This window comes from Pannonibacter sp. I15F10I1, from assembly GCF_900185665.1.
Taxonomy (GTDB): Bacteria; Pseudomonadota; Alphaproteobacteria; order Rhizobiales; family Stappiaceae; genus Pannonibacter; species Pannonibacter indicus.
Map to the genome: position 1 here is coordinate 168,671 of NZ_FYAN01000011.1, position 24,134 is coordinate 192,804.

At 62.6% G+C, this 24,134-nt stretch carries 24 protein-coding genes; 7 read left to right on the forward strand and 17 right to left on the reverse strand.

Translation table 11 applies throughout. The annotated features are described in order from the left end of the window. Positions 1-73 precede the first annotated feature (73 nt). Positions 74-682 (forward strand): GDP-mannose pyrophosphatase, encoded by a 609-nt coding sequence (locus IF10I1_RS09310; protein ID WP_371328537.1) that lies wholly within the window; start codon positions 74-76, stop codon positions 680-682. 1,241 nt (positions 683-1,923) lie between these two features. Here the strand turns inward: IF10I1_RS09310 and IF10I1_RS09315 are convergent. Next, a complete protein-coding gene (locus IF10I1_RS09315; RefSeq protein ID WP_186392562.1) occupies positions 1,924-3,834 on the reverse strand; it encodes a PhoX family phosphatase in 1,911 nt (636 codons plus the stop codon). Positions 3,835-4,070: 236 nt separating this feature from the next. On the opposite strand from IF10I1_RS09315, the gene IF10I1_RS09320 reads away from it, so the two are divergent. The 4 genes from IF10I1_RS09320 (at position 4,071) to IF10I1_RS09335 (ending at position 6,057) form a co-directional block, all read left to right on the forward strand. Next, positions 4,071-4,811, forward strand: a complete 741-nt coding sequence (locus tag IF10I1_RS09320) for an SDR family NAD(P)-dependent oxidoreductase (protein ID WP_186392563.1) — start codon at positions 4,071-4,073, stop codon at positions 4,809-4,811. Further along, positions 4,805-5,239 carry a thiol-disulfide oxidoreductase DCC family protein gene (locus tag IF10I1_RS09325; RefSeq protein ID WP_186392564.1) on the forward strand — a complete coding sequence of 145 codons (435 nt, stop codon included), beginning with the start codon at positions 4,805-4,807 and terminating at the stop codon, positions 5,237-5,239. Before IF10I1_RS09320 ends, IF10I1_RS09325 begins: the two co-directional genes overlap by 7 nt. After that, positions 5,236-5,724 (forward strand): DUF3429 domain-containing protein, encoded by a 489-nt coding sequence (locus IF10I1_RS09330; protein ID WP_186392565.1) that lies wholly within the window; start codon positions 5,236-5,238, stop codon positions 5,722-5,724. Before IF10I1_RS09325 ends, IF10I1_RS09330 begins: the two co-directional genes overlap by 4 nt. Before the next feature lie 120 nt (positions 5,725-5,844). Next, positions 5,845-6,057, forward strand: coding sequence for a hypothetical protein (locus IF10I1_RS09335; RefSeq protein ID WP_157757063.1), 213 nt, complete (start codon positions 5,845-5,847; stop codon positions 6,055-6,057). Between the two features lie 133 nt (positions 6,058-6,190). On the opposite strand, the gene IF10I1_RS09340 is transcribed toward IF10I1_RS09335, so the two are convergent. Beyond that, positions 6,191-6,727: a response regulator gene (locus IF10I1_RS09340; protein ID WP_072242558.1), complete on the reverse strand. Its 537-nt coding sequence runs from the start codon at positions 6,725-6,727 to the stop codon at positions 6,191-6,193. A gap of 480 nt (positions 6,728-7,207) precedes the next feature. Here IF10I1_RS09340 and IF10I1_RS09345 point away from each other — a divergent pair, with 480 nt between their 5' ends. Further along, positions 7,208-7,381: a hypothetical protein gene (locus tag IF10I1_RS09345; protein WP_157757064.1), complete on the forward strand. Its 174-nt coding sequence runs from the start codon at positions 7,208-7,210 to the stop codon at positions 7,379-7,381. Between the two features lie 33 nt (positions 7,382-7,414). Here the strand turns inward: IF10I1_RS09345 and ccoS are convergent, their stop codons facing one another. The 9 genes from ccoS to IF10I1_RS09390 all read right to left on the reverse strand — a co-directional run bounded on the left by ccoS (position 7,415) and on the right by IF10I1_RS09390 (position 16,947). Beyond that, positions 7,415-7,582 carry a cbb3-type cytochrome oxidase assembly protein CcoS gene (gene ccoS, locus IF10I1_RS09350; RefSeq protein WP_050470930.1) on the reverse strand — a complete coding sequence of 56 codons (168 nt, stop codon included), beginning with the start codon at positions 7,580-7,582 and terminating at the stop codon, positions 7,415-7,417. After that, positions 7,579-9,864, reverse strand: a complete 2,286-nt coding sequence (locus tag IF10I1_RS09355; protein WP_244284684.1) for a heavy metal translocating P-type ATPase — start codon at positions 9,862-9,864, stop codon at positions 7,579-7,581. Before IF10I1_RS09355 ends, ccoS begins: the two co-directional genes overlap by 4 nt. 72 nt (positions 9,865-9,936) lie before the next feature. Then, entirely contained in the window at positions 9,937-10,476 is a 540-nt protein-coding gene (locus tag IF10I1_RS09360; RefSeq protein ID WP_208977216.1) for a FixH family protein, read from the reverse strand. A 9-nt stretch (positions 10,477-10,485) separates the two neighbouring features. Beyond that, a complete protein-coding gene (gene ccoG / locus IF10I1_RS09365) occupies positions 10,486-11,943 on the reverse strand; it encodes a cytochrome c oxidase accessory protein CcoG (RefSeq protein ID WP_186392566.1) in 1,458 nt (485 codons plus the stop codon). 233 nt (positions 11,944-12,176) lie between these two features. After that, the gene (gene ccoP / locus IF10I1_RS09370) at positions 12,177-13,055 is read right to left on the reverse strand and encodes a cytochrome-c oxidase, cbb3-type subunit III (protein ID WP_058897709.1); all 879 of its coding nucleotides are present in this window, start codon (positions 13,053-13,055) and stop codon (positions 12,177-12,179) included. Positions 13,056-13,058: 3 nt separating this feature from the next. Further along, positions 13,059-13,214, reverse strand: coding sequence for a cbb3-type cytochrome c oxidase subunit 3 (locus IF10I1_RS09375; RefSeq protein WP_019962961.1), 156 nt, complete (start codon positions 13,212-13,214; stop codon positions 13,059-13,061). A 10-nt stretch (positions 13,215-13,224) separates the two neighbouring features. Next, a complete protein-coding gene (gene ccoO / locus IF10I1_RS09380; protein ID WP_058897710.1) occupies positions 13,225-13,959 on the reverse strand; it encodes a cytochrome-c oxidase, cbb3-type subunit II in 735 nt (244 codons plus the stop codon). A gap of 15 nt (positions 13,960-13,974) precedes the next feature. Beyond that, positions 13,975-15,630 (reverse strand): cytochrome-c oxidase, cbb3-type subunit I, encoded by a 1,656-nt coding sequence (ccoN, locus tag IF10I1_RS09385; RefSeq protein WP_050470924.1) that lies wholly within the window; start codon positions 15,628-15,630, stop codon positions 13,975-13,977. 234 nt (positions 15,631-15,864) lie between these two features. Then, positions 15,865-16,947 carry an AbrB family transcriptional regulator gene (locus IF10I1_RS09390; RefSeq protein WP_186424283.1) on the reverse strand — a complete coding sequence of 361 codons (1,083 nt, stop codon included), beginning with the start codon at positions 16,945-16,947 and terminating at the stop codon, positions 15,865-15,867. A 204-nt stretch (positions 16,948-17,151) separates the two neighbouring features. On the opposite strand from IF10I1_RS09390, the gene hemN reads away from it, so the two are divergent. Continuing rightward, complete coding sequence (gene hemN / locus IF10I1_RS09395; RefSeq protein WP_186392568.1) at positions 17,152-18,516, forward strand: oxygen-independent coproporphyrinogen III oxidase; 1,365 nt, start codon at positions 17,152-17,154, stop codon at positions 18,514-18,516. A 152-nt stretch (positions 18,517-18,668) separates the two neighbouring features. On the opposite strand, the gene IF10I1_RS09400 is transcribed toward hemN, so the two are convergent. From IF10I1_RS09400 to mscL, 6 genes are all read right to left on the reverse strand, one after another. Further along, positions 18,669-19,385, reverse strand: coding sequence for a Crp/Fnr family transcriptional regulator (locus IF10I1_RS09400; RefSeq protein WP_208994266.1), 717 nt, complete (start codon positions 19,383-19,385; stop codon positions 18,669-18,671). 352 nt (positions 19,386-19,737) lie between these two features. Beyond that, positions 19,738-20,076, reverse strand: a complete 339-nt coding sequence (locus tag IF10I1_RS09405; protein WP_208975598.1) for a response regulator — start codon at positions 20,074-20,076, stop codon at positions 19,738-19,740. Between the two features lie 158 nt (positions 20,077-20,234). Continuing rightward, on the reverse strand, positions 20,235-20,831 hold the full coding sequence (locus IF10I1_RS09410; RefSeq protein WP_050470921.1) for a response regulator transcription factor: 597 nt from the start codon (positions 20,829-20,831) through the stop codon (positions 20,235-20,237). 39 nt (positions 20,832-20,870) lie between these two features. After that, complete coding sequence (locus tag IF10I1_RS09415; RefSeq protein WP_050470920.1) at positions 20,871-22,043, reverse strand: nitrogen regulation protein NR(II); 1,173 nt, start codon at positions 22,041-22,043, stop codon at positions 20,871-20,873. Positions 22,044-22,136: 93 nt separating this feature from the next. After that, positions 22,137-23,360, reverse strand: coding sequence for a pyridoxal phosphate-dependent aminotransferase (locus IF10I1_RS09420; RefSeq protein ID WP_186392569.1), 1,224 nt, complete (start codon positions 23,358-23,360; stop codon positions 22,137-22,139). A gap of 117 nt (positions 23,361-23,477) precedes the next feature. Further along, positions 23,478-23,903 (reverse strand): large conductance mechanosensitive channel protein MscL, encoded by a 426-nt coding sequence (gene mscL, locus IF10I1_RS09425; protein WP_050470918.1) that lies wholly within the window; start codon positions 23,901-23,903, stop codon positions 23,478-23,480. Positions 23,904-24,134 lie beyond the last annotated feature (231 nt).

Consider the following 24,134-nt stretch of genomic DNA (forward strand, 5'->3'; position numbering starts at 1 on the left):
GGCCACGGGTTGGCCTTGACAGACAGACTTGGGAAAGGCCTTCCTGCTGCATTGCAACAAGAAGGCCTTTCCCATGTCAGAGACCGATATGCCCGCCCGCACCCTGCAGGACCGGGTCCGCATCCGCGAAGCCGAGCTGCTTTCCGACAACTGGGGCAAGCTGACCCGCTACCGCTTTGATCTGCGCCGGTCGGATGGTCAATGGCAGGAGCAGACGCGGGAAGTCTATGACCGGGGGCACGGCGCCGTGCTGCTGGCCTATGACCTCGCCCGCCGCCACGTGCTGCTCACCCGCCAGTTCCGCCTGCCGGCTTTTGTTGCCGGGCATCAGGAAGAGATGATCGAGGCGCCCGCCGGGCTGCTCGACAAGCTCGATCCCGAAACCCGCATCCGCGCCGAGGTGGAAGAGGAAACCGGCTACCGGCTGGGCAAGGTGGAGCGCCTGTTTGCGCTCTTCATGAGCCCCGGCTCGGTCACCGAACAGGTCACCTTCTTCATCGCCCCCTATTCCCCCGATGACCGGGTGAGTGACGGCGGCGGCCTTGAAGAGGAAGGCGAGGACATCGAGGTGCTGGACCTTGCCTTTGACGAGGCGTTTGCCATGGTCCGCGACGGCCGCATCTGCGACGGCAAGACCATCCTGCTGCTCTACCACCTGGCCCTGACCGTGTTCCGGGATTGAGAGACAGTCATATTTTTCAAGAGATTCCCCCCTTCCGTCATGCCATGACTTGATCATGGCATCCATGCCCCTGCCTCTCCCCACGCCAAAGCGGTAACGGAGCACAAGCCTTCAGACAGGCTGACCGTGCAACACGGTCACGGAATGGATGCCATGGTCGAGCCATGGCAAGACGAAGACGGGGAGACTTGGCGCGGGAAGAGAGGCCTAAAGCCTCCAAAAAACCAAAGAGCGCGCCGGGTGGGCGCGCCCTTCGTGTTTCAAAGACCACCCTTCCGTCATGCCATGACTTGATCATGGCATCCATGCCCCTGCCTCTCTCCGCGCCAAAGCGGTAACGGAGCACAAGCCTTCAGACAGGCTGACCGTGCAGTACGGTCACGGAGTGGATGCCATGGTCGAGCCATGGCAAGACGAAGACGGGGAGGCTTGGCGCGGGAAGTGAGGCCGAGAGCCTCAAGAAAGCCAAAGGGCGCGCCGGGTGGGCGCGCCCTTCGTGTTTCAGAGAATCACACTCCGTCATGCCATGACTTGATCATGGCATCCATGCCCCTGCCTCTCCCCACGCCAAAGCGGTGACGACGCACGAGCCTTCAGAGAGGCTGACCGTGCAGCACGGGCACGGAGTGGATGCCATGGTCAAGCCATGGCAAGACGGAGACGGGGAGGCTTGGCGCGGGAAGAGAGGCCGAAAGCCTCAAGAAAGCCAAAGGGCGCGCCGGGTGGGCGCGCCCTTCGTGTTTCAAAGACCACCCTTCCGTCATGCCATGACTTGAACATGGCATCCATGCCCCTGCCTCTCCCCACGCCAAAGCGGTGAGAGCACGCGAGCCTTCAGACAGGCTGACCGTGCAGTACGGTCACGGAGTGGATGCCATGGTCGAGCCATGGCAAGACGAAGACGGGGAGGCTTGGCGAGGGGGAAGAGGCCGAAAGCCTCCAAAAAGCCAAAGAGCGCGCCGGGTGGGCGCGCCCTTCGTGTTTCAAAGACCACACTCCGTCATGCCATGACTTGATCATGGCATCCATGCCCCTGCCTCTCCCCGCGCCAAAGCGGCGAAAGCATGCAAGCCTTCAGAGAGGCTGAGCTTGCAGTACGGCCACGGAATGGATGCCATGGTCCAGCCATGGCAAGACGGAGACGGGGAGGCTTGGCGCGGGAAGAGAGGCCGGAAGCTTCCAAAAAGCCAAAGGGCGCGCCGGGTGGGCGCGCCCTTCGTGTTTCAGAAGATCACGGCAGATCAGCCGATGATGCGGTTGTCTTCGTGCTTGACCGCCACGATGGCCGAGCGCGGCAGCTTGCCTTCGCCGTCCGGGAACGGAGCATCCGGGTGCTGAATGCCGACGAAGTGGGTGCGCTTGTCGGAAGACCAGGTCATGCCGGTCACTTCCGAACCCTTCGGGGCCGTGAGGAAGCGCTCGATGCGGCCCGTCACCGGGTCGCCTGCCAGCATCTGGTTGTTGCCCTGACCGGCATAGTCGCCTTCGTTGCTGTCTTCACCGTCCGTCTGGATCCAGAGCAGACCCGTGGTGTCGAACATCATGCCGTCCGGCGAGTTGAACATGTTGCCTTCGTTGATGTTCGAAGAGCCGGCATAGGCGTCCTTGTGGACAGCCGGGTTGCCGGCCATGCAGAACAGGTCCCACTTGAAGGCAGCGTCTGCATGGTCTTCGTTCGCCGGGAACCAGCGGACGATCTGGCCGTAGTTGTTCTTCTCGCGCGGGTTGACAGCGTTCACTTCCAGCGGGTCGCCGCCAGCGTTGGTACGCAGCTTGCCGTCCTTCACTTCACCACGGCGGCTGTTGTTGGTCAGCGCGCAGTAGGCTTCGATGGCGACCGGGTTGGTGGCAACCCACTCCGGGCGGTCCATGGTGGTGGCACCGACCTTGGAAGCAGCCTGACGGGTGAAGACGCAGATTTCATCCATCTTCATGCCGGTGGTTTCCGGCGTCAGAGCCAGCCACTCGCCGGTGCCGTCTTCAGCGAACTTGGCCACAAAGAGCGTGCCTTCGTCCAGCAGCGTCGAGGTGTCGCCGCCGGGGACGTAGATGCCGTTGGAGACATACTTGTAGAGGAACTCACCACGCTCATCGTCGCCCATATAGACGACCACGCGGCCATCACGCGCGATCACGCAGGCAGCGTTCTCGTGCTTGATGCGGCCGAGAGCGGTGCGCTTGACCGGGGTGGAGGAAGCGTCCGACGGATCGATCTCGACCACATAACCAGCGCGGCGCGGCTCGTTCGGGTGCTTGGAAACGTCGAAACGCTCGTCGAACTTCTCGTAGGCGTAGCGGGTTTCAGCCGAGATGCCATAACGCTTGTAGTCGTCCGGCAGCTTGAATTCGGCGTTGGTGGAGCCGAAGTAGCCGTTGAAGTTTTCTTCGCAGGTCAGGTAGGTGCCCCAGGGGGTCTTGCCTGCACCGCAGTTGTTGAAGGTGCCGAGGCTTTCGGTACCGGACGGATCGGCATCCGTCTTGACGAGATCGGAGCCGGCAGCCGGGCCGGAGAGCTTCATCGGGGTGTTGTGATGGATGCGGCGGTTGAACGGGCTGTCCACCACGATGTGCCAGCCGTTTTCGCCTTCCGCCACTTCCATGACGGTGACGCCCTGCATGTGCTGCAGGATCTTCACGTCATCGGCGCTCTGCGGCACACCTTCCGGCGCATGCGGCAGGTTGATTTCCGGGTTCACGTATTCGTGGTTGACGGCAATGACCTGATGGCCGCCGATGACGAAGAGTTCCATGCCGTCGGTGTTTTCACCGAACACCTTGTCCGAATGCTCGACGCTGACAGCCTTTTCCGGGTTCAGGTCCGGCACGCCCGAGAACAGCGGCTCGCCCCACTTGGCCAGCGGCTTCCAGGTGTAGCCTTCCGGAACATGAACGGTGTGATCGGTCGCAATCGGCACCGGCTTGAACTGGAAGCGCGAGGACGTGTCCTGCGCCAGCGCAGCGGTGGAGGACATCAGGTTGCCCACGGTGCCCATGGCAGCGGCGGCGGAGCCGAAAGCCAGGACACCGCCAAGGAAGCCGCGGCGGGACAGGGCGCTTTCGACCACGCGGTCGAAATCCGTCACGGCCGGGGGCGGGTTCTGCAGTTCATCCCATTCGTCCCAGGACAGATCGCTCTTCTTGATGTCGGACATGGCTAGCTCTCTCTCGAAACTGTTTACGAGGTCTATCGCCTCGCCCGACCGGTTAATGGCTCAGTGTCACAGGCAGATGACAAGGTAGCAGGCGCCCAGAAGCACACCTTATCCGGCTTGGCAAAAATGCGGATTATCTCCGTGGAGAAACAAGGCACTGGCATCATCGGGTGCATCTGAACCGGCAGCGCGTCTGCGACGTATTAATAGCGGTTGAATTGACTGGAGCACCCGAGTTGACCGGACCTGCCGCGCAAGACCTGAACTCGTTCCCGCCCGGCGGCCTCGCCGTTGTTGCAGGCAGCACGGGAGCGATAGGTGCCGAGATCGCGCGCCAGATCGAGGCAAGCGGCCGCTTCGCCAGGGTGATCGGGCTCTCCCGGTCCGGCAGCGGCGGCGCGCCCTTTGACCTCACGGATGAGGCAAGCATCGCCGCCGCTGCACTCGCCGTTGGTGAGGCATCGAAAACCGCGCCCTTACGGCTTGTCTTCGATGCCACCGGCATGCTCCATGAGGGGAATATCCAGCCCGAAAAGAGCTGGCGGCAGATGGATCCGGCCGCCATGGCACGGGTGTTTGCCATCAACACCATCGGTCCGGCCCTGCTCATGAAGCATTTCCTGCCGCTGCTTGCTGGCGAAGGAAAGGCAGTGTTCGCCACACTCTCTGCCCGCGTCGGCAGCATCGGCGACAACAATCTGGGCGGCTGGTACAGCTACCGTGCCGCAAAGGCTGCGCTCAACCAGCTTGTCCGCTCCGCCAGCATCGAGCTGGCCCGCAAGCGCCCTGAAAGCCTTTGCATCGCCCTGCATCCCGGCACGGTGGAGAGCCGTTTGTCAGAGCCCTTCGCCAGATCCGGCCTCACCGTGCGTCCGCCACGGGAGGCAGCCCGGCTGCTGCTGCAGACCATCGATCATCTCAGCGCTGCGCAGACCGGCAGTTTCCATGATGCGGAAGGCAAGGAGATCGTATGGTGAGCACCGCCGTCACGCCCCCGGCAGCACAGCCGGAAACGCCGCCCATCACAGTCTATTATGACGGCGCCTGCCCGCTCTGCGCGCGCGAGATCGCCGTCTACAGACGGCAGGCCGGCGCGGAGGGTGTCTGCTGGGTGGATGTCTCCTCAGAGGCCTCGGAAACCCTGCCGGACGGGCTCACGCGCAGCGCAGCCCTTGCCCGGTTTCATGTGCGCGGCGCCGATGGAAAGCTGCGCTCGGGCGCGGCAGCCTTTCTCAGCCTGTGGCACAGCCTGCCACGCTTTGCCCGTGCTGCCCGCCTGCTCGACCGGCCGGTTCCGCGCGCCATCCTGGAGTCCGGCTACCGTCTGACGCTCATCATCCGCCCTGCCCTGCAAGCCCTGGCAAGGCGTGTGTTCCGCCCTCATCCTCAGGAGCAAGACAGATGACACGGCACCTCACCTTCAATCCCCTGACTGTGCCGCGCCCGGCGCTTGCCCTCGGAGTTGCCGGGCTGATCCCCTTTGTGGCCGCCAGCCTGATGACCTTTGCAGGACCGCCTGAACTGCGCCCGCAAGCCGCTTTCGCACTTGCAGCTTATGGCGCGGTCATCCTGTCCTTTCTGGGGGGCATTCACTGGGGCGTGGCCATGGCCGCCTCCACCGGACAGGACGGGCCTTTCGAAGAGGGGGATCTTCTCACCCGGCTGGCTATCGCTGTCGCCCCTTCTCTAGCGGGCTGGGCGGGCTTGCTGCTGCCGCAGACTTCGGGGCTTCTGCTGCTGGCCGCGTGCTTTGCAGCCATGTTCGCCCTTGATCTGACCGCATCGAGGGAGGGCAAGTTTCCGCTCTGGTATCCGGCGCTGCGCCTGCCGCTCAGTGCAGGAGCGGCGGCCTCGATGCTGCTGGGAGCCGCCGCGCCTTCCGTCATGTAAGCGCTGCAGCGCCCCCCAAAGCCTTGCAAAGATCTCTTTTCAGATGATCCAGACTCGGTCATTCATTGTGCATTAACCATAAATGCCGAAGCTGTAATCGTGGATATCGGGGAGACCGGCATGGTTCGCTTGCGCAAACGCCTTGAGACTTTGGACGACTTCTTTGCAGCGGTGGAAGGCTATACACATCTGCCCACCGAACTGCTGGTCCGCTTCCTGCTCGACAACTACCTCGTTGATCTGGACCAGCTTTCCGAGTTTGCCAACGCAATGAAACTGCAGCAGGTCAATCACGCTGCCGCCAGTTCAGCCGCCGCCTCGATCGCAGCCTGATACGGGCCCTTTGCGGTCCGTACGCGGTTGAGACGTGATGCGGGACGGCAGCCAGAGCACTTTCGTTGAAAACGAAGCCGCCAAGCGTGCTCGATCTCTTTGTTTTTACGAAATTCCCGGCGCAGAACCGGCCTCAGCCGATGGCCTGAGTTTCCTGGGATTCCTGCGCAGGCGCGCCGGCATTTCCCGGCTGCGGCAGCCCGCTCTGCCAGATCTTCTGGCGGTTGCGGATTTCGCGCGGCGCAGGGCCGAAGTAGCTCGGGGTCTTCACAAAGTCACGCGGCTGCATGATCACGCTGGAGACCCGCTGATAAAGCGCCTTGGCCGAGATTGGCTTGGACAACAGCTCATGCACGCCCAGACGCCGCGCTTCGATGATGCGGCTGCGCTCCGTATGCCCCGTCACCATGATGATCGGGATATAGGCAAAGGGATTGTTCTGGGTGCGGATCATGCGCACCATGTCGGCGCCGTCGAGGATCGGCATCACCCAATCGAGAATCAGAATGTCGGGATTGGCGCGGTCCATGGCCTCAAGGCCAGACGCACCATCTTCGGCTTCGACAATACGCCGCGCGCCAAAACCCTGCAGCATGGTGCGCAGGATCGTGCGCATATAGGCGCTGTCTTCCACCAGAAGAAATGTCAGCGAGGCAAGATCAAGGCTCACCGGCCACCTCCGTTCGTCCAGATCAGACTACGGGCAAAGGATGAAAAGAGAGTTAGTCAACTCTGCCAGTGCCCGGCGCTCCGTTGTCAGGCCACAGCCGCACCAAAGGCCTCTGCACGGGAGCAGCTCAGCGCGACTGTTAACAGATGCACAGGGTTTGACTGCTCAAGCGGGCATTTCCGTGGCCTGATGTGGCCATTTTCAGCCTGTCCACCTATTTTTCCAATAAATTCAGCCCGTTGCACGAGAGAAGCAGCGGCAGAGGATTTTCTTTTACCCAAGGGCATTTAACCGGAGATGCCGCGAATTTGACATAAGATTCAAGTTACCGGGTTTAAACCTTGGTAAAGTTGCGAAGCATTAACTCGATCCGGAGCTATGGCTTAACGCGCCTTTCAGGGAGCCGTGCTATAAATCCGTCACAGTCGGACAAGGCGGGTTTTAGCAATAGCCTTTCATCCAGACACTCCGGAGCCAGCCATGCAGAGCGAACGCATAGAGAAGAAGAGGGAGGCACGCGGGGAGGAACCCGGCACGCAGGCCCCATCCTTCAGCGCCGGCTCTGGCCCTGCTCACGAGAATATTCTTCTCTTCTCCGGCCTGGCCCTGCTGATCGTTTCAGCCAGCATGGTGATCACCGCTCTCGTCGGCTGAGACAGGCGTGCCTGACCGCTTTTGCGCAGCCGGTCAGGCTTTTTTCCCATCATCATCTTCCAGATCATCATCATCCAGAATACGCCAGCTGGCGCCCTCCAGATCATCATACTGGCCGCTTTTCAGCGACCACAGGAAGCCCACAAGCCCCAAACCACCGAGGAACAGGGCGACCGGGATAAGAAACAGCAGGATGGTCATTCTGCCCCCCGAGGCTTGAGAGAAATGGCAGGCGCGCGGCCAGCGGCCGCGCCGGTTCCAGTCTGGCCGGGCACCGTGTCCTGTGCCATGCGCGCATTGACGAGGCGCAGGCGCAGGGCGTTGGCCGTGACGATGAGAGACGAGCCCGACATGGCGGCAGCCGCAATCAGCGGCGTGACAAAGCCCGCCACCGCAATCGGAACCGCGATCAGATTGTAGATGACCGAGATCCAAAGGTTCTCGATCATGGCGGCCTTGGCCTTGCGGGAGATGGCAAGCGCTTCGGCGACGGGGCGCAGCGGATCGCCCAGGAACACGGCATCGGCAGCGGCCTGGCTGATGTGAACCGCGGTCACCGGCGACAGCGACACATGCGCTGCGGCCAGAGCCGGAGCGTCATTCAGCCCGTCACCGACCATCAGCACGGTGCGGCCAGTCTGCTTCAGATCCTCCAGCCGGGCAATCTTGCCCGCAGGCGTCATCCCGGCCCGCCATTCACTGATGCCAAGGGCAGTGGCGGCCTGCTCCACCGCGCCCGCCCGGTCACCGGACAGAATCTCCAGATGGTAGCCCATGGACCTGAGGCTGGCGGCAACGGCCGGAGCATCAGGCCGGAGCTTCTGCCGCAGGGCGATCAGCCGCACCTGCCCCTCGCCGACCCGATAGGCCAGCAGCGAGGCATCGGGATGGCGCTGCATCAGCGCCGCCACATCTGCCTCTGCCGCACCACAGAAGACGGGACTGCCAAGCCGGATTTCGCGTGCCCCCAGATCGCAGGAGACGCCTGCCCCGCTTGTTTCCGCCACACCGGCCAGCGGCTCGCTGGCGGCCGTTGCCTGGGCAAGGCCACGGGCCAGCGGATGACGGCTGGACAGGGCCAGACGCCCGGCGAGCAGCAGATCCCGGTCCGACAGATCCGGCTCCTCCACAAGTTCCGGCTCGGACAGGGTCAGCGTGCCGGTCTTGTCGAAGACGATGGTGTCGGCAGCCGCCAGCCGCTCGATGGCATCGCCCGAGCGGATGAGCACGCCTGCCTTGAACAACTGCCCGGAAGCGACGACCTGCACCGCCGGAATGGCAAGGCCAAGCGCGCAGGGGCAGGTGATGATGAGAACCGAAATGGCGATGACGAGCGCCGGCTGCCAGCCGATGCCATAAATCGCCCATCCGGCAAAGGTCAGCGCTGCCGCCGCATGCACCACCGGCGAATACATCGAGGCGGCCCGGTCGGCGAGCACGACATAGGAGGACTTGGCCTGTCCGGCCGCTTCCAGCAGACGGTTCACCTCATCCAGCACCGTGGAACCGGAGGCAACCGCCACACGCACATGCAGCACGCCATCGGCATTGCTGGTGCCGGCATAGACCCGGTCCCCGGGCCTCACCGGCTCCAGCGCCGTTTCGCCGGTCACAAGGCTCTGATCGACCTCGGAAATGCCTTCCTCGATGATCCCGTCAACCGGAATGCGGTCACCAGCGGTGACCAGCACGAGATCACCCGGCTGAACCCGCGACAAAGGCACCTCGCGCACGCTGCCATCCGGATTGATCCGCGCCGCGACCTCGCCCTTCAAGGCTGCGATGTTCTCCGCCAGCGACTGGGTGCGGCCGCGCATGTTGTGATCGAGATAGCGGCCGACCAGCAGGAAGAACAGCAGCATGGTGGCGGATTCGAAATAGGCGTGATGCTGGCTTTGCGCGGTCTGGACCAGCGACAGCCCGACCGCAAGGCACACGCCGATGGAAATCGGCACATCCATGTTGAGGCGGCGGCCGCGGATGGCATTGAAGGCACTTCTGAAGAAGGGGCGGCCCGCATAGGCAACCGCCGGAAGGGCGATCAGCGCCGAGATCCAGTGAAACAGGTCGCGGGTTTCGTCGGTGATATCCGTGACATTGCCCGACCAGACCGAGACGGAGAGCAGCATGATGTTCATCGCTGCAAAGCCTGAGACGGCAATGGCGCGCATCAGTTCCCGCCCCGTCTGGTCCTGACGGTTGCGCGCCGATGCCGGATCGAACGGGTGGGCCTTGTAGCCCATGCGTGCCAGCGTGGCGACAATCTTGTCGGCCCCTGTGGCTGCGGCATCCCAGTCCACCGCGAGCCGGTGGGAGGTGAGGTTGACACGCGCTCTGGCGACGCCCGGCAGGCGCATCAGGCCCCGCTCGATGTCGCCCATGCAGGCCGCGCAAGTGATGCCCTCGACGGCCAGGTCCATATGGGCCCTGCCCTCTTCTCCGGGTGTGACGAATGCGTCCCAGTCACGCATATGCACAGTCATGATCCGTCCTTCTCGCGGGAGAAAATGCCATGCCCGGTTCGCCCCCCGAACCGCGCATGGCGCATGTCAAACTCAGTCCTTGAGGAACAGCTTGTTCTCGGACCGGAACACCCGGCCCTCGGCCCCGTGAGCCTCGATGATCAGGTGCCAGTTGCCCGCTGCCACCGGCTCCGGCGTCAAGGCCGTGTAATGCCCGCTTTCTCCTTCGATCAGGTCCACGGTCTGGTCCTGCCCCCTTGCCACGGGGTGCATCAGCCTGGCCTCGAACGTCACACCAGAGACCGGCGAGCCGTCGGCCTTCTCGGCATTGATGGCGATCTGGGCGCGGCCTTCGATGCTGCGCTCGAGATGCACGCCGACATGCCAGCCGCGTGTGGCCTGTTCACGGGCCGCTGCCACCTCATTGTTGAAGGCCTGTCCGGCCTTGTAGGAGCTGTCGACAACCGTTCCGGGGAAGCTGCCGAGGGCCACCCAGAGGAAGAAGCCATTGACCGCGAAGATGACCCCGAAAAAGCCTGTCAGCCAGATCAGAACCGTCCATCCGGTCATGGGGCGGCGTGCCGCCCCTCCCGTTCCATCACCCTTGCCCATCCTCGCAAGTGTCTGTGTCATCTGGTCCTCCTATGGGGCCTTGAAGTAATCACTGGTGTAGACAACCTCGCCCATCAGCGTGTCCGTCAGGCGGAAGATGACGGGTGTCGAGGATGCAAGTTTTGCATCGGCCGGGGAATAGACCAGCACGCGGATCTCACGGCTCTGGTCCGGGCCGACAACGATGAAGGGACGGCCATCCACATAGTGGTCGATGCCGATTGCCTCGACCCTCGTGCCGCCGGGCATGCCTTCAACATTGAGCATGAAGGTGCGTTCGTGGTTCTGCTTGTTCAGCAGGCGCACGGTGAAGCCGTTGCGCACCGAGCCGTCATTCTGCTGGACGAAGATCGGGTTGCGGTCATGCAGCACGCTGATCCCGGCAAAGTCCCGGCTGAGCAGCGCATAGAGCATGATGGCACCGGTGATGGCGATGACTGCCGCATAGATGATGGTGCGCGGACGCACGATATCATAGGTCGGGTCCTTGCCTTCCTGCCGCCGCTGGATGTTCTCGTCCGTGTCATAGCCGATAAGGCCCGTGGGCTTGCCGACGCGGGTCATCACCGCATCGCAGGCGTCAATGCACAACCCGCACTGGATGCAGTCGAGCTGCAGGCCGTTGCGGATGTCGACGCCCGTCGGGCAGACGTGGAAGCACTGGGCGCAATCAACGCAGTCACCAGCCGGCTGGCCAAGCGCCGCCAGTTCCTTGTTGCGCTTCAGCGGTCCGCGCGGCTCGCCCCGGTCCCAGCGGTAGGTGACGTTCAGCGCCTTTTCGTCCGTCAGCGCCGCCTGAATGCGCGGCCAGGGGCACATGTAGATGCAGACCTGCTCGCGCATGAAGCCGGCCAGCAGATAGGTGGTCGCGGTCAGGATGCCGATCCAGATATAGGCACTCAGCGGTGCCTGGAAGGTGGCGAGTTCATAGACCAGCGTCGGCGCATCGGAGAAATAGAGAACCCAGGCACCGCCGGTCCACCAGGCGATCATCAGCCAGGACACATGCTTGGTGGCCCGCTTGCCGAATTTCGACAGGCTCATCGGCGCCTTGTCGAGGGCGATGCGCTCGCGCCGGTCCCCTTCGATCTTGCGCTCGACCCACAGGAACAGGTCGGTCCACACCGTCTGCGGGCAGAGATAGCCGCACCACAGACGCCCGGCGACCGCGTTCATCAGAAACAGCGCCAGTGCCGCAATGATCAACAGACCGGTGAGGTAATAGACCTCCTGCGGCCAGATTTCGATGAAGAAGAAATAGGCGCGCCGCCCTTCGAGGTCGACCAGAACGGCCTGACCGGGTGCATTCGGTCCCCGGTCCCAGCGGATGAAGGGAAGGAAATAGTAGATACCCAGCGTGATGAACAGGAGCGCCCACTTGATCTTGCGGAAAGTTCCCTTGACCGCCATCGGATAGATTTTCCTGGCGGACGCAAACCACTCTTCTGGCTCTCCGCCGGCCCCGCCGGCATTTGGCTCGACACGCATCTTTCCGTCCTTTCGTCCCGGTTTCCGGCCCCAACGGCACCCGGGCGATTCCGGGCGCAGCGCGAGGGCGCAGACCCGGGTTCATGCTGACCTTCAAGACACACTAGACGGCGCGGACGCTTCGGGCCTTGAGCCTGATCAAATGCGGCAATATGTCAAAGGCCGGACGCTTGCGCGCCCGGCCTCCGGTTTTCTGCAGTTCTGCTCCTGGCCGCGCGGGCCGGGCGGCGAGGTTACTCGCCACCACCGAAGGAGTGGACGTAGACGGCCAGCGACTTGATGGTCGCCGGATCAAGACGGCCTTCCCAGGCGGGCATCACACCATGACGCGGGGCATTGACCTGCGCCTTGATGGCCTGAACCGACTTGCCGAACACGTAGTTCGCCGAAAGCAGGTTCGGTGCACCCATCTCGCGAATGCCGGCGAGATCCTCGCCATGGCAGGATGCGCAGTTGTCCTGATAGACGACCTCGCCCGCAGCCAGATCCACACCCGCTTCCGGCTCCAGCCCGGCGCGCGCAGCGACGAAACTGGAAACCTGATCGACTTCCGTCTTGTCGAGCAGTCCATCGCGGCCGAAGGCCGGCATCTCGGCGAACCGGGCCTCATCATGACCCGACCGGATGCCGTACTGCAGCGTCGTGTGGATGTCGTCCAGGGTGCCGCCCCAGATCCAGACGTCGTCCTGCAGGTTCGGATAGCCCACGGCGCCTGTACCGCCGGAGCCGTGGCACGGGGCACAGTTGTCACCGAAAGCTGCACGGCCATTTGCCATGGCGAAGTCCAGCAGTTCCGGCTTGGCGGCGATCTCTTCCAGGCTTGCGTCATTCAGCCCCGCACCCAGCTGGGCACGGGCGGCCTGACCGGCCTCGACAGCCGCCAGCGCGTCTGCACGCTGGCTGTTGCCAAGGACGCCCGCGGTGTAACCGCTGAGCAGCGGCCAGGACGGATAGACCACCCAGTAGCCGATCGCCCAGACGATCGTGGCGTAGAAGACATAGAGCCACCACTTCGGCAGGGGATTGTTGAGCTCCTTGAGCCCGTCCCACTCGTGGCCTGTCGTTTCGACGCCGGAGACAGCATCGATCTCCTTCTTGTGATTGTCGCTCATCTGTCAGTCCTCCCGGAACGGGATCTTGGAGGCCTCGTCAAAGCGTTCTGCATTGCGGGGCCAGAGGGCATAGGCGAGCACACCTGCAAACATCAGCACGAAGTAGATCGTGCCACCCGTCTGGGCGAAGCTGGCCAGGGTCATGTAGGTCTCGTTCATGTGAGCCTCCTCAGCGCAGGTTCGCCTTGTCGTCGTAGATCGTGAAATCCACGAGCGTGCCAAGCATCTGCAGATAGGCGATGAGCGCATCCATTTCCGTCAGGTCCTTCGGATTGCCGTCGAAGTCGCGGACAACAGCCTTGGGATAACGGGCCAGGAATTCATCGACACCGTCCGCATCCGGATTGGCCTGGATGGCCAGATCAGCGGCTGCGTTCTCGATCATTTCGTCCGTGTAAGGCACGCCGACGATTGCATTCACCTTCAGGTGGTCGGCAATGCCACGGGTGTCGAGCTTGGCCGTCATGAGGAACGGATAGCCCGGCATGATCGATTCCGGCACGACAGAGCGCGGGTTGATCAGGTGATCCCTGTGCCAGTCGTCGGAGTACTTGCCGCCGACGCGGGCCAGATCCGGACCGGTGCGCTTGGAGCCCCACTGGAACGGATGATCGTACATGGACTCCGCCGCCAGCGAGTACTTGCCGTAACGCTCCAGCTCATCACGCATCGGGCGGACCATCTGCGAGTGGCAGAGGTAGCACCCTTCACGGATGTAGATGTTGCGGCCGGCCAGCTCGAGCGGGGAGTAGGGACGCATCCCTTCCACCTTTTCGATCGTGCTCTTCAGATAGAAGAGCGGGACAATCTCGACGAGACCGCCGATGGAGACCATCAAGAGGATGCCTACAAGAAGAAGAATAGAGTTCTTCTCGAAGATTTGGTGTTTTGCCCAGGCAGACATTGATTGCTCTCCCCCTTATTCGGCCGGAGCCAGATTGCCAGCCGTACCGGCTTCAGCCGCTTCGGCCTCGCCGTGACGGACGGTCATCCAGAGGTTGAAGGCCATGATCACGGCGCCGATCACGAAGAGCGCACCACCGAGAGCACGGATGACGTAGTAGGGGAACATGGCGTCGACGGTTTCGATGAACGAGTATTCAAGGAAGCCCATCTTGTCGTAGGCGCGCCACATCAGGCCCTGCATGATGCCCGACACCCACATGGCGCAGATGTACAGGACGATGCCCATGGTCGAGAGCCAGAAGTGCCAGTCCACCAGTTTCAGCGAGTAGAGGCCCTTCTTCTTCCACAGCCAGGGAACCAGGCAGTAGAGCGCACCGAAGGAGATGTAGCCCACCCAGCCCAGAGCACCGGAATGCACGTGGCCAATGGTCCAGTCGGTGTAGTGCGACAGCGAGTTCACGGCACGGATGCTCATGAGCGGGCCTTCGAAGGTCGACATGCCGTAGAAGGCAACCGACACGACCATCATGCGCAGCACCGGATCGGTCCGCAGCTTGTCCCAGGCACCCGACAGGGTCATCAGGCCGTTGATCATGCCGCCCCAGGAGGGCATCCACAGGATCACGGAGAAGGTGGCGCCCAGCGTCGAAGCCCACTGCGGCAGAGCCGTGTAGTGCAGGTGGTGGGGGCCAGCCCAGATGTAGATGAAGATCAGCGCCCAGAAGTGCACGATCGACAGACGGTAGGAATAGACCGGCCGTTCGGCACGCTTGGGCACGAAGTAGTACATGATGGCGAGGAAGCCGGCGGTCAGGAAGAAGCCCACCGCATTATGGCCGTACCACCACTGCACCATTGCATCCTGCACGCCAGACCAGACGATGTAGGACTTGGTCCCGAACACCGACACCGGAATGGTGGCGTTGTTGACGAGATGCAGCATCGCGATGGTGACGATGAAGGCCAGGTAGAACCAGTTCGCCACATAGATATGCGGCTCCTTGCGCTTCCACAAAGTGCCGAGGAACAGGAACAGGTAAGCCACCCAGACGATGGTCAGCCACAGGTCGGCGTACCATTCCGGCTCGGCATATTCCTTGCCCTGCGTCGCGCCCAGCAGGTAGCCCGTGCCGGCAATGACGATGAAGGCGTTGTAGCCGAGAATGACGAACCAGGGCAGGATCTTGCCGGGCATACGGGCCCGGGATGTGCGCTGCACCACATACATGGACGTTGCCAGCAGCACGTTGCCGCCGAAGGCAAAGATCACCGCGGAGGTGTGCAACGGACGCAGGCGCCCGAAATTGGTCCAGGGCAGATCGAAATTCAGCGCCGGAAAGGCCAGCTGAAGCGCGATGATGAGACCGACGGTGAAACCGGCGATGCCCCAGAACATGGCAGCTACGGTGCCGAACTTGACCGGCCCCATGTTGTAGTTCGGCTTGCCGCCGATTTCCTGCGGGATCTCGATCCCGCCGTCATCGAAGTAGTTCTTGAAGATGATGAAGGCACCGGCAGCAGCGAACAGAGCGCCGATTGCCGTATGGAATGCCATCACCTGGTCGTAAGTCTTCCCTGCCACGATCAGGCAGGCGAAGGCGAGCAGCACAAGGAATAGGGCGAAAGCCCCTTCCTCGAGCGATATGAGTTTGGCCTTTGATTGTGCCATTCTTCCGCCCCAGTCTTGAATGCCGCTGGCGAGGGAAGGGCCAGCAGTCCGACGCTGACCTTGCACATGGGATGGGGCCAGACGCGTTGATTCAGATCAACGGGGCGGAAAGGCTTCGGTTTGATGGCAAAAAGGTATCAGGCGGGAAGGCCGTGAGAGTGCCGCAAGGCATTTATCCCGGGCGCAAGCAGCCATCCGGCCCGGCTGGACGCTGCAAAGAGGGGAAAGCCTTGGTTACGCCCCGCCGCGCGGGCTGCGGCCAAGCACGGCAAGGGTCACGGGCGGGAGAATCAGGATCAACGCAATATAGCGGGCCAGCTGATGGGCAGCGACAAAGGCCGGATCCATGTCGAGCAGGTAGGCCAGCAGCATCATCACCTCCAGCCCGCCCGGCGCATAGGCCAGCAGCACCTGACCGGCCGGAATGCCCAGCGTCAGCGCAATGGCCAGCGCCCCCACCACCGACACCGTGAGTCCCGCAGCGAAGGCTCCGACGGAGGCCGCCAGAAGGCGCAGCAGCATGGCCGGGGAAATTTCGCAGAAACGGATGCCGATGGAAGCGCCCAGAATGACAAAGCAGGGAATCAGCGCCCAGTCCGGCACATGCGTATCCAGAAAGCCCGTTCCGCTCGCCAGCGCGCTGGCAAAGAACGCCCCCGTCAGCCAGCCGCCCGGAATGCGCAGCCGCACCGCCGCAAAACTGGCCGCGACGCAGATGACAAGGCCCAATGCCGTGTCCTGAAGCGGCACGGGAGCGGCCTCAGCGCTGCCGCCCATCCCTGCCCCGCCCGCTTGCCCGATGAAGAGCGGCAGAGCTGCCACCAGGAAGAACAGCCGGATGATATGGGCCGTCGAGAAACGCGTCACATCGGTCCTGCGGTCGGAGGCAACCGCCATCACGAAGGTCAGGGCACCGGGGATGGCGGCAAAATAAGCCTCTTCCTTCGTCCAGCCGCAAAGCTGGCGGAGGAAGACATAGGTCGCAAGCATCACCAGTGCCACGACGACGGCAAGGCCAGCCAGCGAAACCGGCCAGTCGCCGATGCGATGCACCACGTCCGGCGTCACGCCGCTGCCCATGGTCATGCCCAGCAGCGTGTAGAGCGGCGGTTGAATGCCGGTTGGAAACTTCGCCCGCAACCCGGCAAAGGTAGCTGCGGCAACAACGATCATCGCGCCCGAGAGCCAGGCCGCAGGCAGGCCGAGCCAGTTGAACCCGGCCGCGCCAGCCCCGCCGATGGCAATCGTCAGGCAGAATTGCGCCAAGGCTGTCCGGCGGGAAACGGTTGGTTCGGCGTCGATCTGGCTGGATGTCATCTGGCTGGTCGCGGATCAGGAAATAGGGGGCTGGCAGGCATGCCATGTCACTATAGCGGCCTGCGGCAGGCCAACCAGTGCATTTGCAGCCGGGCTGAACCCTTGCACCTGCGCGCATGACGCATGGCTTGAAGCTGCAACACACCTTCAGGAACGTTGAGGAAGATCAAGGTTCCCCTCCCGGACATCTGCCAGATTGCCCTCATGAGCGACCATCTTGCCCGATATGCGGCCCGTAACGTGCCGCGCTACACAAGCTACCCGACCGCACCGCACTTCAGTGCGGAGGTGACACCCGGCCTTTACGGCAGCTGGCTGGCTGGCCTGCCTGAAGAGACGGACCTGTCCCTCTACCTGCATGTGCCCTATTGCCGGGAGCTGTGCCACTATTGCGGCTGCCACACCAAGGCGACCCGCAAGGACGCGCCTCTGGTGCAATATGCCAAATCGCTGGAAGCCGAGATCGAGCTGGTCGCCGGGCATCTGGGCGCCCAGCGGCGCGTGCGCCACATCCATTGGGGCGGCGGCACGCCAAGCCTTTTGCCGGAAGCAAGCCTGCTGGAACTCTCCGGCATGATCCGGGTGCTGTTCGATCTGACGCCGGATCTCGAACACGCCATCGAACTGGACCCGCGCTATGTCACCCGCCGCCTGGCGCTGACGCTGGCCGTGATGGGGATCAACCGCGCCAGCCTCGGCGTGCAGGACCTGAACCCGGATGTGCAGAAGGCCATCGGCCGGGTGCAGTCCTACGAGGTGCTGCAGGCAGCCGTCGATCACCTGCGGGATGCCGGACTGGATGCCCTGAATTTCGACCTGATGTATGGCCTGCCGCTGCAGACGCGCGACACGATTCTGGACACCGTGGCCCGCTCCGTCGCGCTGCAGCCTTCACGCATCGCCCTCTTCGGCTATGCCCATGTGCCCTGGATGAAAAAGCATCAGCGGCTCATTGACGAGACCACCCTGCCCGCGCCGGCCGAGCGCCTTGCCATGGCCGATGCGGCGCGCGAAGCCCTGATGGATGCGGGCTATGTGGCCATCGGCCTCGATCATTTCGCCCGGCCGGACGACAGCATGGCGATTGCACTTGCGGAAGGCCGTCTGAAGCGCAATTTCCAGGGTTACACCACCGATCAGGGTGAAGCGCTGATCGGCCTCGGCGTCTCCTCCATCGGCCGGCTGCCTGCCGGTTTTGTCCAGAATGTCAGTGACACGGGCACGTGGCAGCGCATGGTGGAAAACGGCCAGCTGCCGGTCAACAAGGGCTTTGCCCTGTCCGATGATGACCGGGCGCGGGCCGATATCATCGAACAGCTGATGACGTCCTATACCGTGGACGTGGCCCGGATTGCCGAACGGCATGGCCTGCCCCTCAGCCACTTCAGCGAAAGCCTCGCAAAGCTGGAGGAACTCAGCTCAGACGGGCTGCTGACCTGCAAGGACGCCTGGGTGAAAATCACGCCGGAAGGCCGGCCTTATGTGCGGATCGCGGCGGCTGCCTTCGATGCCTATTTCGGCAAGGCCGCCCCCAGCGCCGTGGTGCCGCGCCACTCGATGGCGGTGTGAGGATTGGAAATGGCGCCCAGCCAGACAGCAGGCTGGGCCAGGGCAGGAAGCGAGGGCGGCGCCCTGCTTTTGCCCGCAGAAACGCCAACAGCCAGTCCTTGCGGACTGGCTACAGGGCTTACAATGATCGATGGGGTCTTGTGCTTGTCTGATCAGTGCTTGCCGGTGAGCTGGCAGACAGCGCAAACCCGGTTGAGGCGGATCTCGTCGTTGCGCTCCAGCGTGATGAGGCCGCGGCGCTTCATATCCGAGATCACACGGCTGACTGTCTCGATGGTCAGACCAAGGTAATCGGCAATTTCCTGGCGGGTCATGTGCAGCTTGACCTGACGGCTGTCCGGCAGGCCGTCTTCCACCGGCCCCATGCAGTTGTTGCCGCCGCGGTCCGGAACCAGATGCATCAGGAAGCTGGCGACACGCTCGGTTGCCGACTTGCGGCCAAGCAGAACCGCGTGTTCATGCAGATGCTGCATCTGCGTGATCAGGCATTTGGTCAGCTGGCGCTGAATGTCGGGAGAGACTTCGATCTGGTGCAGGTCCAGCGTGTGGACACAGGCATCGGTCAGGGTTTCAGCGGTGCAATCCTGCTCTTCGCCGGCGGGCATACCGAAGATATCCCCGGCGCCCAGCACCTCGACCACCTGACGGCGGCCATCGGGCAGCAGCTTGAACAGCATCACCGTGCCGCGGCCAACCTCGAAAATGCGGTCGGCAGGGTCACCCTGGTAATAGATCACATCATGCGGTTTGTAGCTCACGCTCTTGGCGCCAAAGCTGGCGAAGTGGGAGGTGACCTCAGGGGCAGGAACGCGGGATGCGATGGTACCGGCCATGGGTGATCTTGTGAGACTGCGTTCCAGATAAGCCATGTTTCCCTCCTGTGGCTTTCAACCCGCAAAGAAACACGGCACGGGTTTCCCCATGCACCACGTTTCCGGCAACCTGCCCCGTCCGGCGGGCTGCCTGTATTGCTGCTGATGGTGACAAACTATCTTGGAGATTTGCAGGGCGAAATCCGGTCGAGTGCGTAAGGCCTTATACTCAGGACAGGATGACGCATCCGTAGAATTCAGTAGTGTAAGGGAGTTGTACTCCGCCTCTCAGAGGGGAAACACCACAAAGCAAATAAATCCGGCAGCAGATCGCAACCGGGGAATTGATACAATTCCACTTCACAAGACAAAATAAACGCAGGATTTTGTCGCGGCTGCAATTCCGCCTTCAAAGATAAGGCGCCAGCTCTTCTTCGGACAGAGGCTTGCGCAGGAAGGCGAAGGGATTGATGCCGCTCAGCATCTCCCGCAGGCGGTTCCCCGGCTGTCCGGAGATGACAATGACCTTGGGAGGGTCGCGGAATTCACCCAGCCAGCGCACCACCTGTGCGCCACTGACACCGGGCAGGCCCAGGTCGACAATCACCAGGTCGCCGGAAACCGGCGGCTCGCCTTCAAAGAAGGACTCTGCGTCGGGGTATACGACCGCTTCGTGACCCATTCCCTCCACGAGAATGGACAGCGCGTCCGATACCCCGAAATCATCTTCGACAATGTGAACTGTCACGCAAATGGTCCACGATAGAGCGTGTGCATTGGGCACTGCTCTCTTTATACGGCCCTTTTGCCCAATATGATCTACGCACTATTACGAGGGATCTGAATCAAATTTTTGCAATCGATGTCATCAGCCCGCATTGCAGGAGCGGGCTGATGACATTCGTTTCAATGAGCAAGCACGATGCGGACGAGATCCGCCGCGTTCTTGGCGCCGAGTTTCTCCATGATGCGGGCGCGGTGCACCTCGACCGTCCGGGGGCTGATGCCCAGCTCCCGGCCGGCTTCCTTGTTGGAAGCCCCTGCCGTGATCCTGCCCAGAACCTCGCGCTCACGCCGGGTCAGCAGTTCAGCGCCGGGGAAGCTGCCGGTCTCACCATTTGCAGGTGCCCCCTTGTTCCGCTGCGCCTCGATGCCCTCGCGCACACGGGCAACCACCGTGTCGGCGTCAAAAGGCTTCTCAATGAAATCAAAGGCACCGTTGCGGATGGCCTCCACAGCCATCGGGATATCGCCCTGGCCGGAGATGATGAAGATCGGCGCTTCATAGCTGTCCGCGCTCAGGGCCTTCAGCACGTCAATGCCGGAACGGCCCGGCATGTGCACGTCGAGAATGACGCAAGCCGGAACACGCTCCTTGGCAACCGTGACGAAGCTGTCCCCGTCCTCGAAGGTTTCGACCGAAAAGCCCTCCATCTCGAACACGACAGACAATGCATCGCGCACGGCGGGATCATCATCAACGATGTAGATGGCTTCGGTCATCCCTAAAGTCCTCTTTCTTGCGTATAGCCCAAGGGCATATCACGACTTGCCGTCAGCGTGACGATCTGGATCAATATTGCAATTAATAGGAAGGCGGAGAACGAACGTTGCCCCTTCTCCCTCGGCAGCTTTTTCAAGGCTCAGATCACCGGCGTGATTCTGGGCGATGGTCCGGGAAATGGCGAGGCCAAGCCCCAGCCCCTTGCGTTTGTGGCCTGAGAAGGCGCGGAACAGTTCCGGCACCACCTCGGAGGGGACCCCTGGCCCGCTGTCCTGGACGCGGAACTCGATGTAATCGCCGCTCCGTTCGACTTCGAGCCGGACGGTCTTTTCCGGCGAGCCCTGCACCGCCTCGCGGGCGTTGCGCAGAAGGTTGACCAGAACCTGGCGGATCTGCACCGGATCGATCGGCAGCTCCGGCAGCTGCGGCTGGATTTTCATCTCGAAACGCACGCCGCTGTCACCCGATCCCAGTTCCACCAGTTCCACACAGGACCGGCTGAAACTCAGCAGATCCGTCGGCACCCGTTCCGGATCGCGCTTCTCCACCAGCTGGCGCATGCGCTGGATGATCTCCCCCGCACGCTCGGCCTCGCGCATGGCCTTCTCGATCACGCCAAGAGACTGAGCATCGACGGTATCGGCATTGCGCGCCTTGCGGACAACGGCCTGAAGATACAACAAGATTGCTGTCAGCGGCTGGTTCAGTTCATGGGCAATCGCCGCGCCCATCTCGTCGATGGCGCTGATTCGGGTCATGTGAACCAGTTGCGCTTGCGCTCTCGCAAGGCTCTGCTCCACCGACTTGCGGTGCCGCAGATCCCGCAGGATGCCGATGAACTGGCGTCCGTCAGGCGTTTTCGCCTCGCCGACCGACAGCTCCACCGGAAACTCGGTGCCATCCTTGTGGCGCGCGGCGACTTCACGGCCGATGCCGATGATCCGCCGCTCGCCGGTTTCCAGATAGCGCTCCACATAGTGGTCATGCTCGCGGGCATAGGATCCCGGCATGATCAGGGTAACATTCTGACCCAGAGCTTCGGCGGCCGTGTATCCGAAAAGGCGCTCGCAGGCCTTGTTGAAGCCCAGGATGCGCATACGGTCGTTGATGACAATGATGCCGTCGACGGCCGTCTCCAGAACACTGGCCAGACGTGCGTCAGATACGGTCCAAGCCGCGCCCTGACCACAATGTCCCTGTCCCTCGTCCATGCCCTGCCGCCAAAATGTCCCGAGCGCGGCAAAGCACAACGCTGGGTAACAAGTCCTTACGTGGAAATCCGTAACGCATTCTACGAAGCTGCGTCAACGCTTTAGCCAAGCGGCAAGGCGCCTCATCCCCTCTTCCACATGATCGGCCCGGCGGGCAAAGCACAGCCGCAGGAAGCCCTGCCCGGTGACACCAAAGGCCGAAGCAGGCGCCAGCCCCACCCGCGCCTGAAGGGCCAGATCCATGGCCAGCTGGCGCGCATCCGTGTGCCCCTCGATGCCGAAGAACATGTAGAAAGAGCCATCCGGCACGGTGAAGCGCACGCCATCCATGGCCGCCAGCGCATCACAGACGATCTTGCGGCCCGCCAGCGCCCGCGTTTTCTGCTCCTCAAGGAAGGCATCCCCTTGCGGAGACAACGCCGCAATCGCCCCGCGCTGCATGAAGCCAGCTACGCCGGACGTGGAATATTGCACCATGTTTTCAATGACCTGGCCCAGCGCCTTGGGCGCCGACATCCAGCCGATGCGCCAGCCGGTCATGGCCCAGTTCTTGGAGAAGGTATTTACCTGGATCACCCGGTCGTCCTCTTCCACAATTTCGTGGAAGGAGGGCGCATGATTGCCGGCCCCATAGTAGAAACGGCCATAGACTTCGTCGGCAATAATCCAGATACCGTGGCGGCGGGAAATATCGAGAATCTGTTTCAGATCCTCGCGGCTCGCCACCCAGCCGGTCGGATTGGCCGGCGTGTTGATGAAGATGGCGCGGGTGCGCGGCGTGATTGCCGCTTCGAGACGCGCCACATCCAGCGACCAGCCGCCTTGCGTGAAATCGAGGGGCACGGAGACCGGCACCCCGCCCATCAGCCCGACAGAGGCGGCAATGTTCGGCCAAGCAGGCACCGGAACCAGCACCTCGTCCCCCTGCCCGGCAATCATCTGCACCGCGATCTGGATGGCCTGCATCCCTGACCCGGTGACGAAGAAGCGCTCCGGATCAAACGGGCGGCCGAAGACGCGGCCATGATAATCCGCCAGCGCCTTGCGCAGTTCCGGCAGGCCGCGCTGATAGGTGTAGAAGGTCTCGCCCGCCTTCATCGCCGCTTCCGCCGCCTCGCAGATGAAGGCCGGCGTCGGCAGATCGCCCTCGCCCACCCAGAGCGGGATCACATCCGGCAGCTCGCGCGCCGCATTGACGACTTCGACGATGCCGCTTTCCGGCGCATTGCGGGCAGGCGCCCGGAGAGCATCAAGGATGCGATCATTGGGGGTGTGCAAGGTCACGTCAGGCTCCGCCGGAAGGATGTGTCTGGTCATCGACCTTACAAATCCTCTCCGGCAAAAGCACATGAATCTGCGTGAAGCTGACTTCACCCAAAGCGATGATTGCCGCCGGGTGCCAGCCCCGGCGGGACAGGCCTATCCCGGCCTAGCTCACTTCTTCAGAAGGTCGCGGATCTCTTCCAGCAGCAGTTCCTGGCGCGGCGGCTTGGCCGGTTCTGCGGGCTTGGCCTTTTCTTCGCGCCGCAGCCGGTTGACGCCTTTCACCACGATGAAGAGGGCGAAGGCCACGATGGTGAATTTCACCATCGCATTGACGAAAAGACCAAGGTTCCAGGTCACGGCACCGGCAGCCTTGGCAGCGTCAACCGTCGGATAGGGGCCTTCCGGCATGCCCTGCTTGAGCACCAGGAACAGCTCGGAAAAATCCACATTGCCGAGGATGAGGCCGATCGGCGGCATGATGATATCGTCCACCATGGAGGAGACGATGGCACTGAAGGCCGCGCCGATGACAATGCCGACGGCCATGTCGAGCATGTTGCCTTTGATGGCAAATTCTTTGAATTCCTTGAGCATTTCCGCCCCCGTGATCTGGTGCTCCTGGTCCGGGCCGTCCGCCCGGTCTGCCTGACAGTGTTAACACATCCTATCCGCAAGGGAAGATTTGCGCAGGCACGCCCCCGCCGCAAGACGAATGGACAAGCCCGCGCACCTATGGTCCGATCAGCACGGGAGGACGGAGACGCGCGGAAAAATCCGGCGCATTCGGCCAGAGGCAACAAGCAGTCCGGTTCAACCGGACAAGGG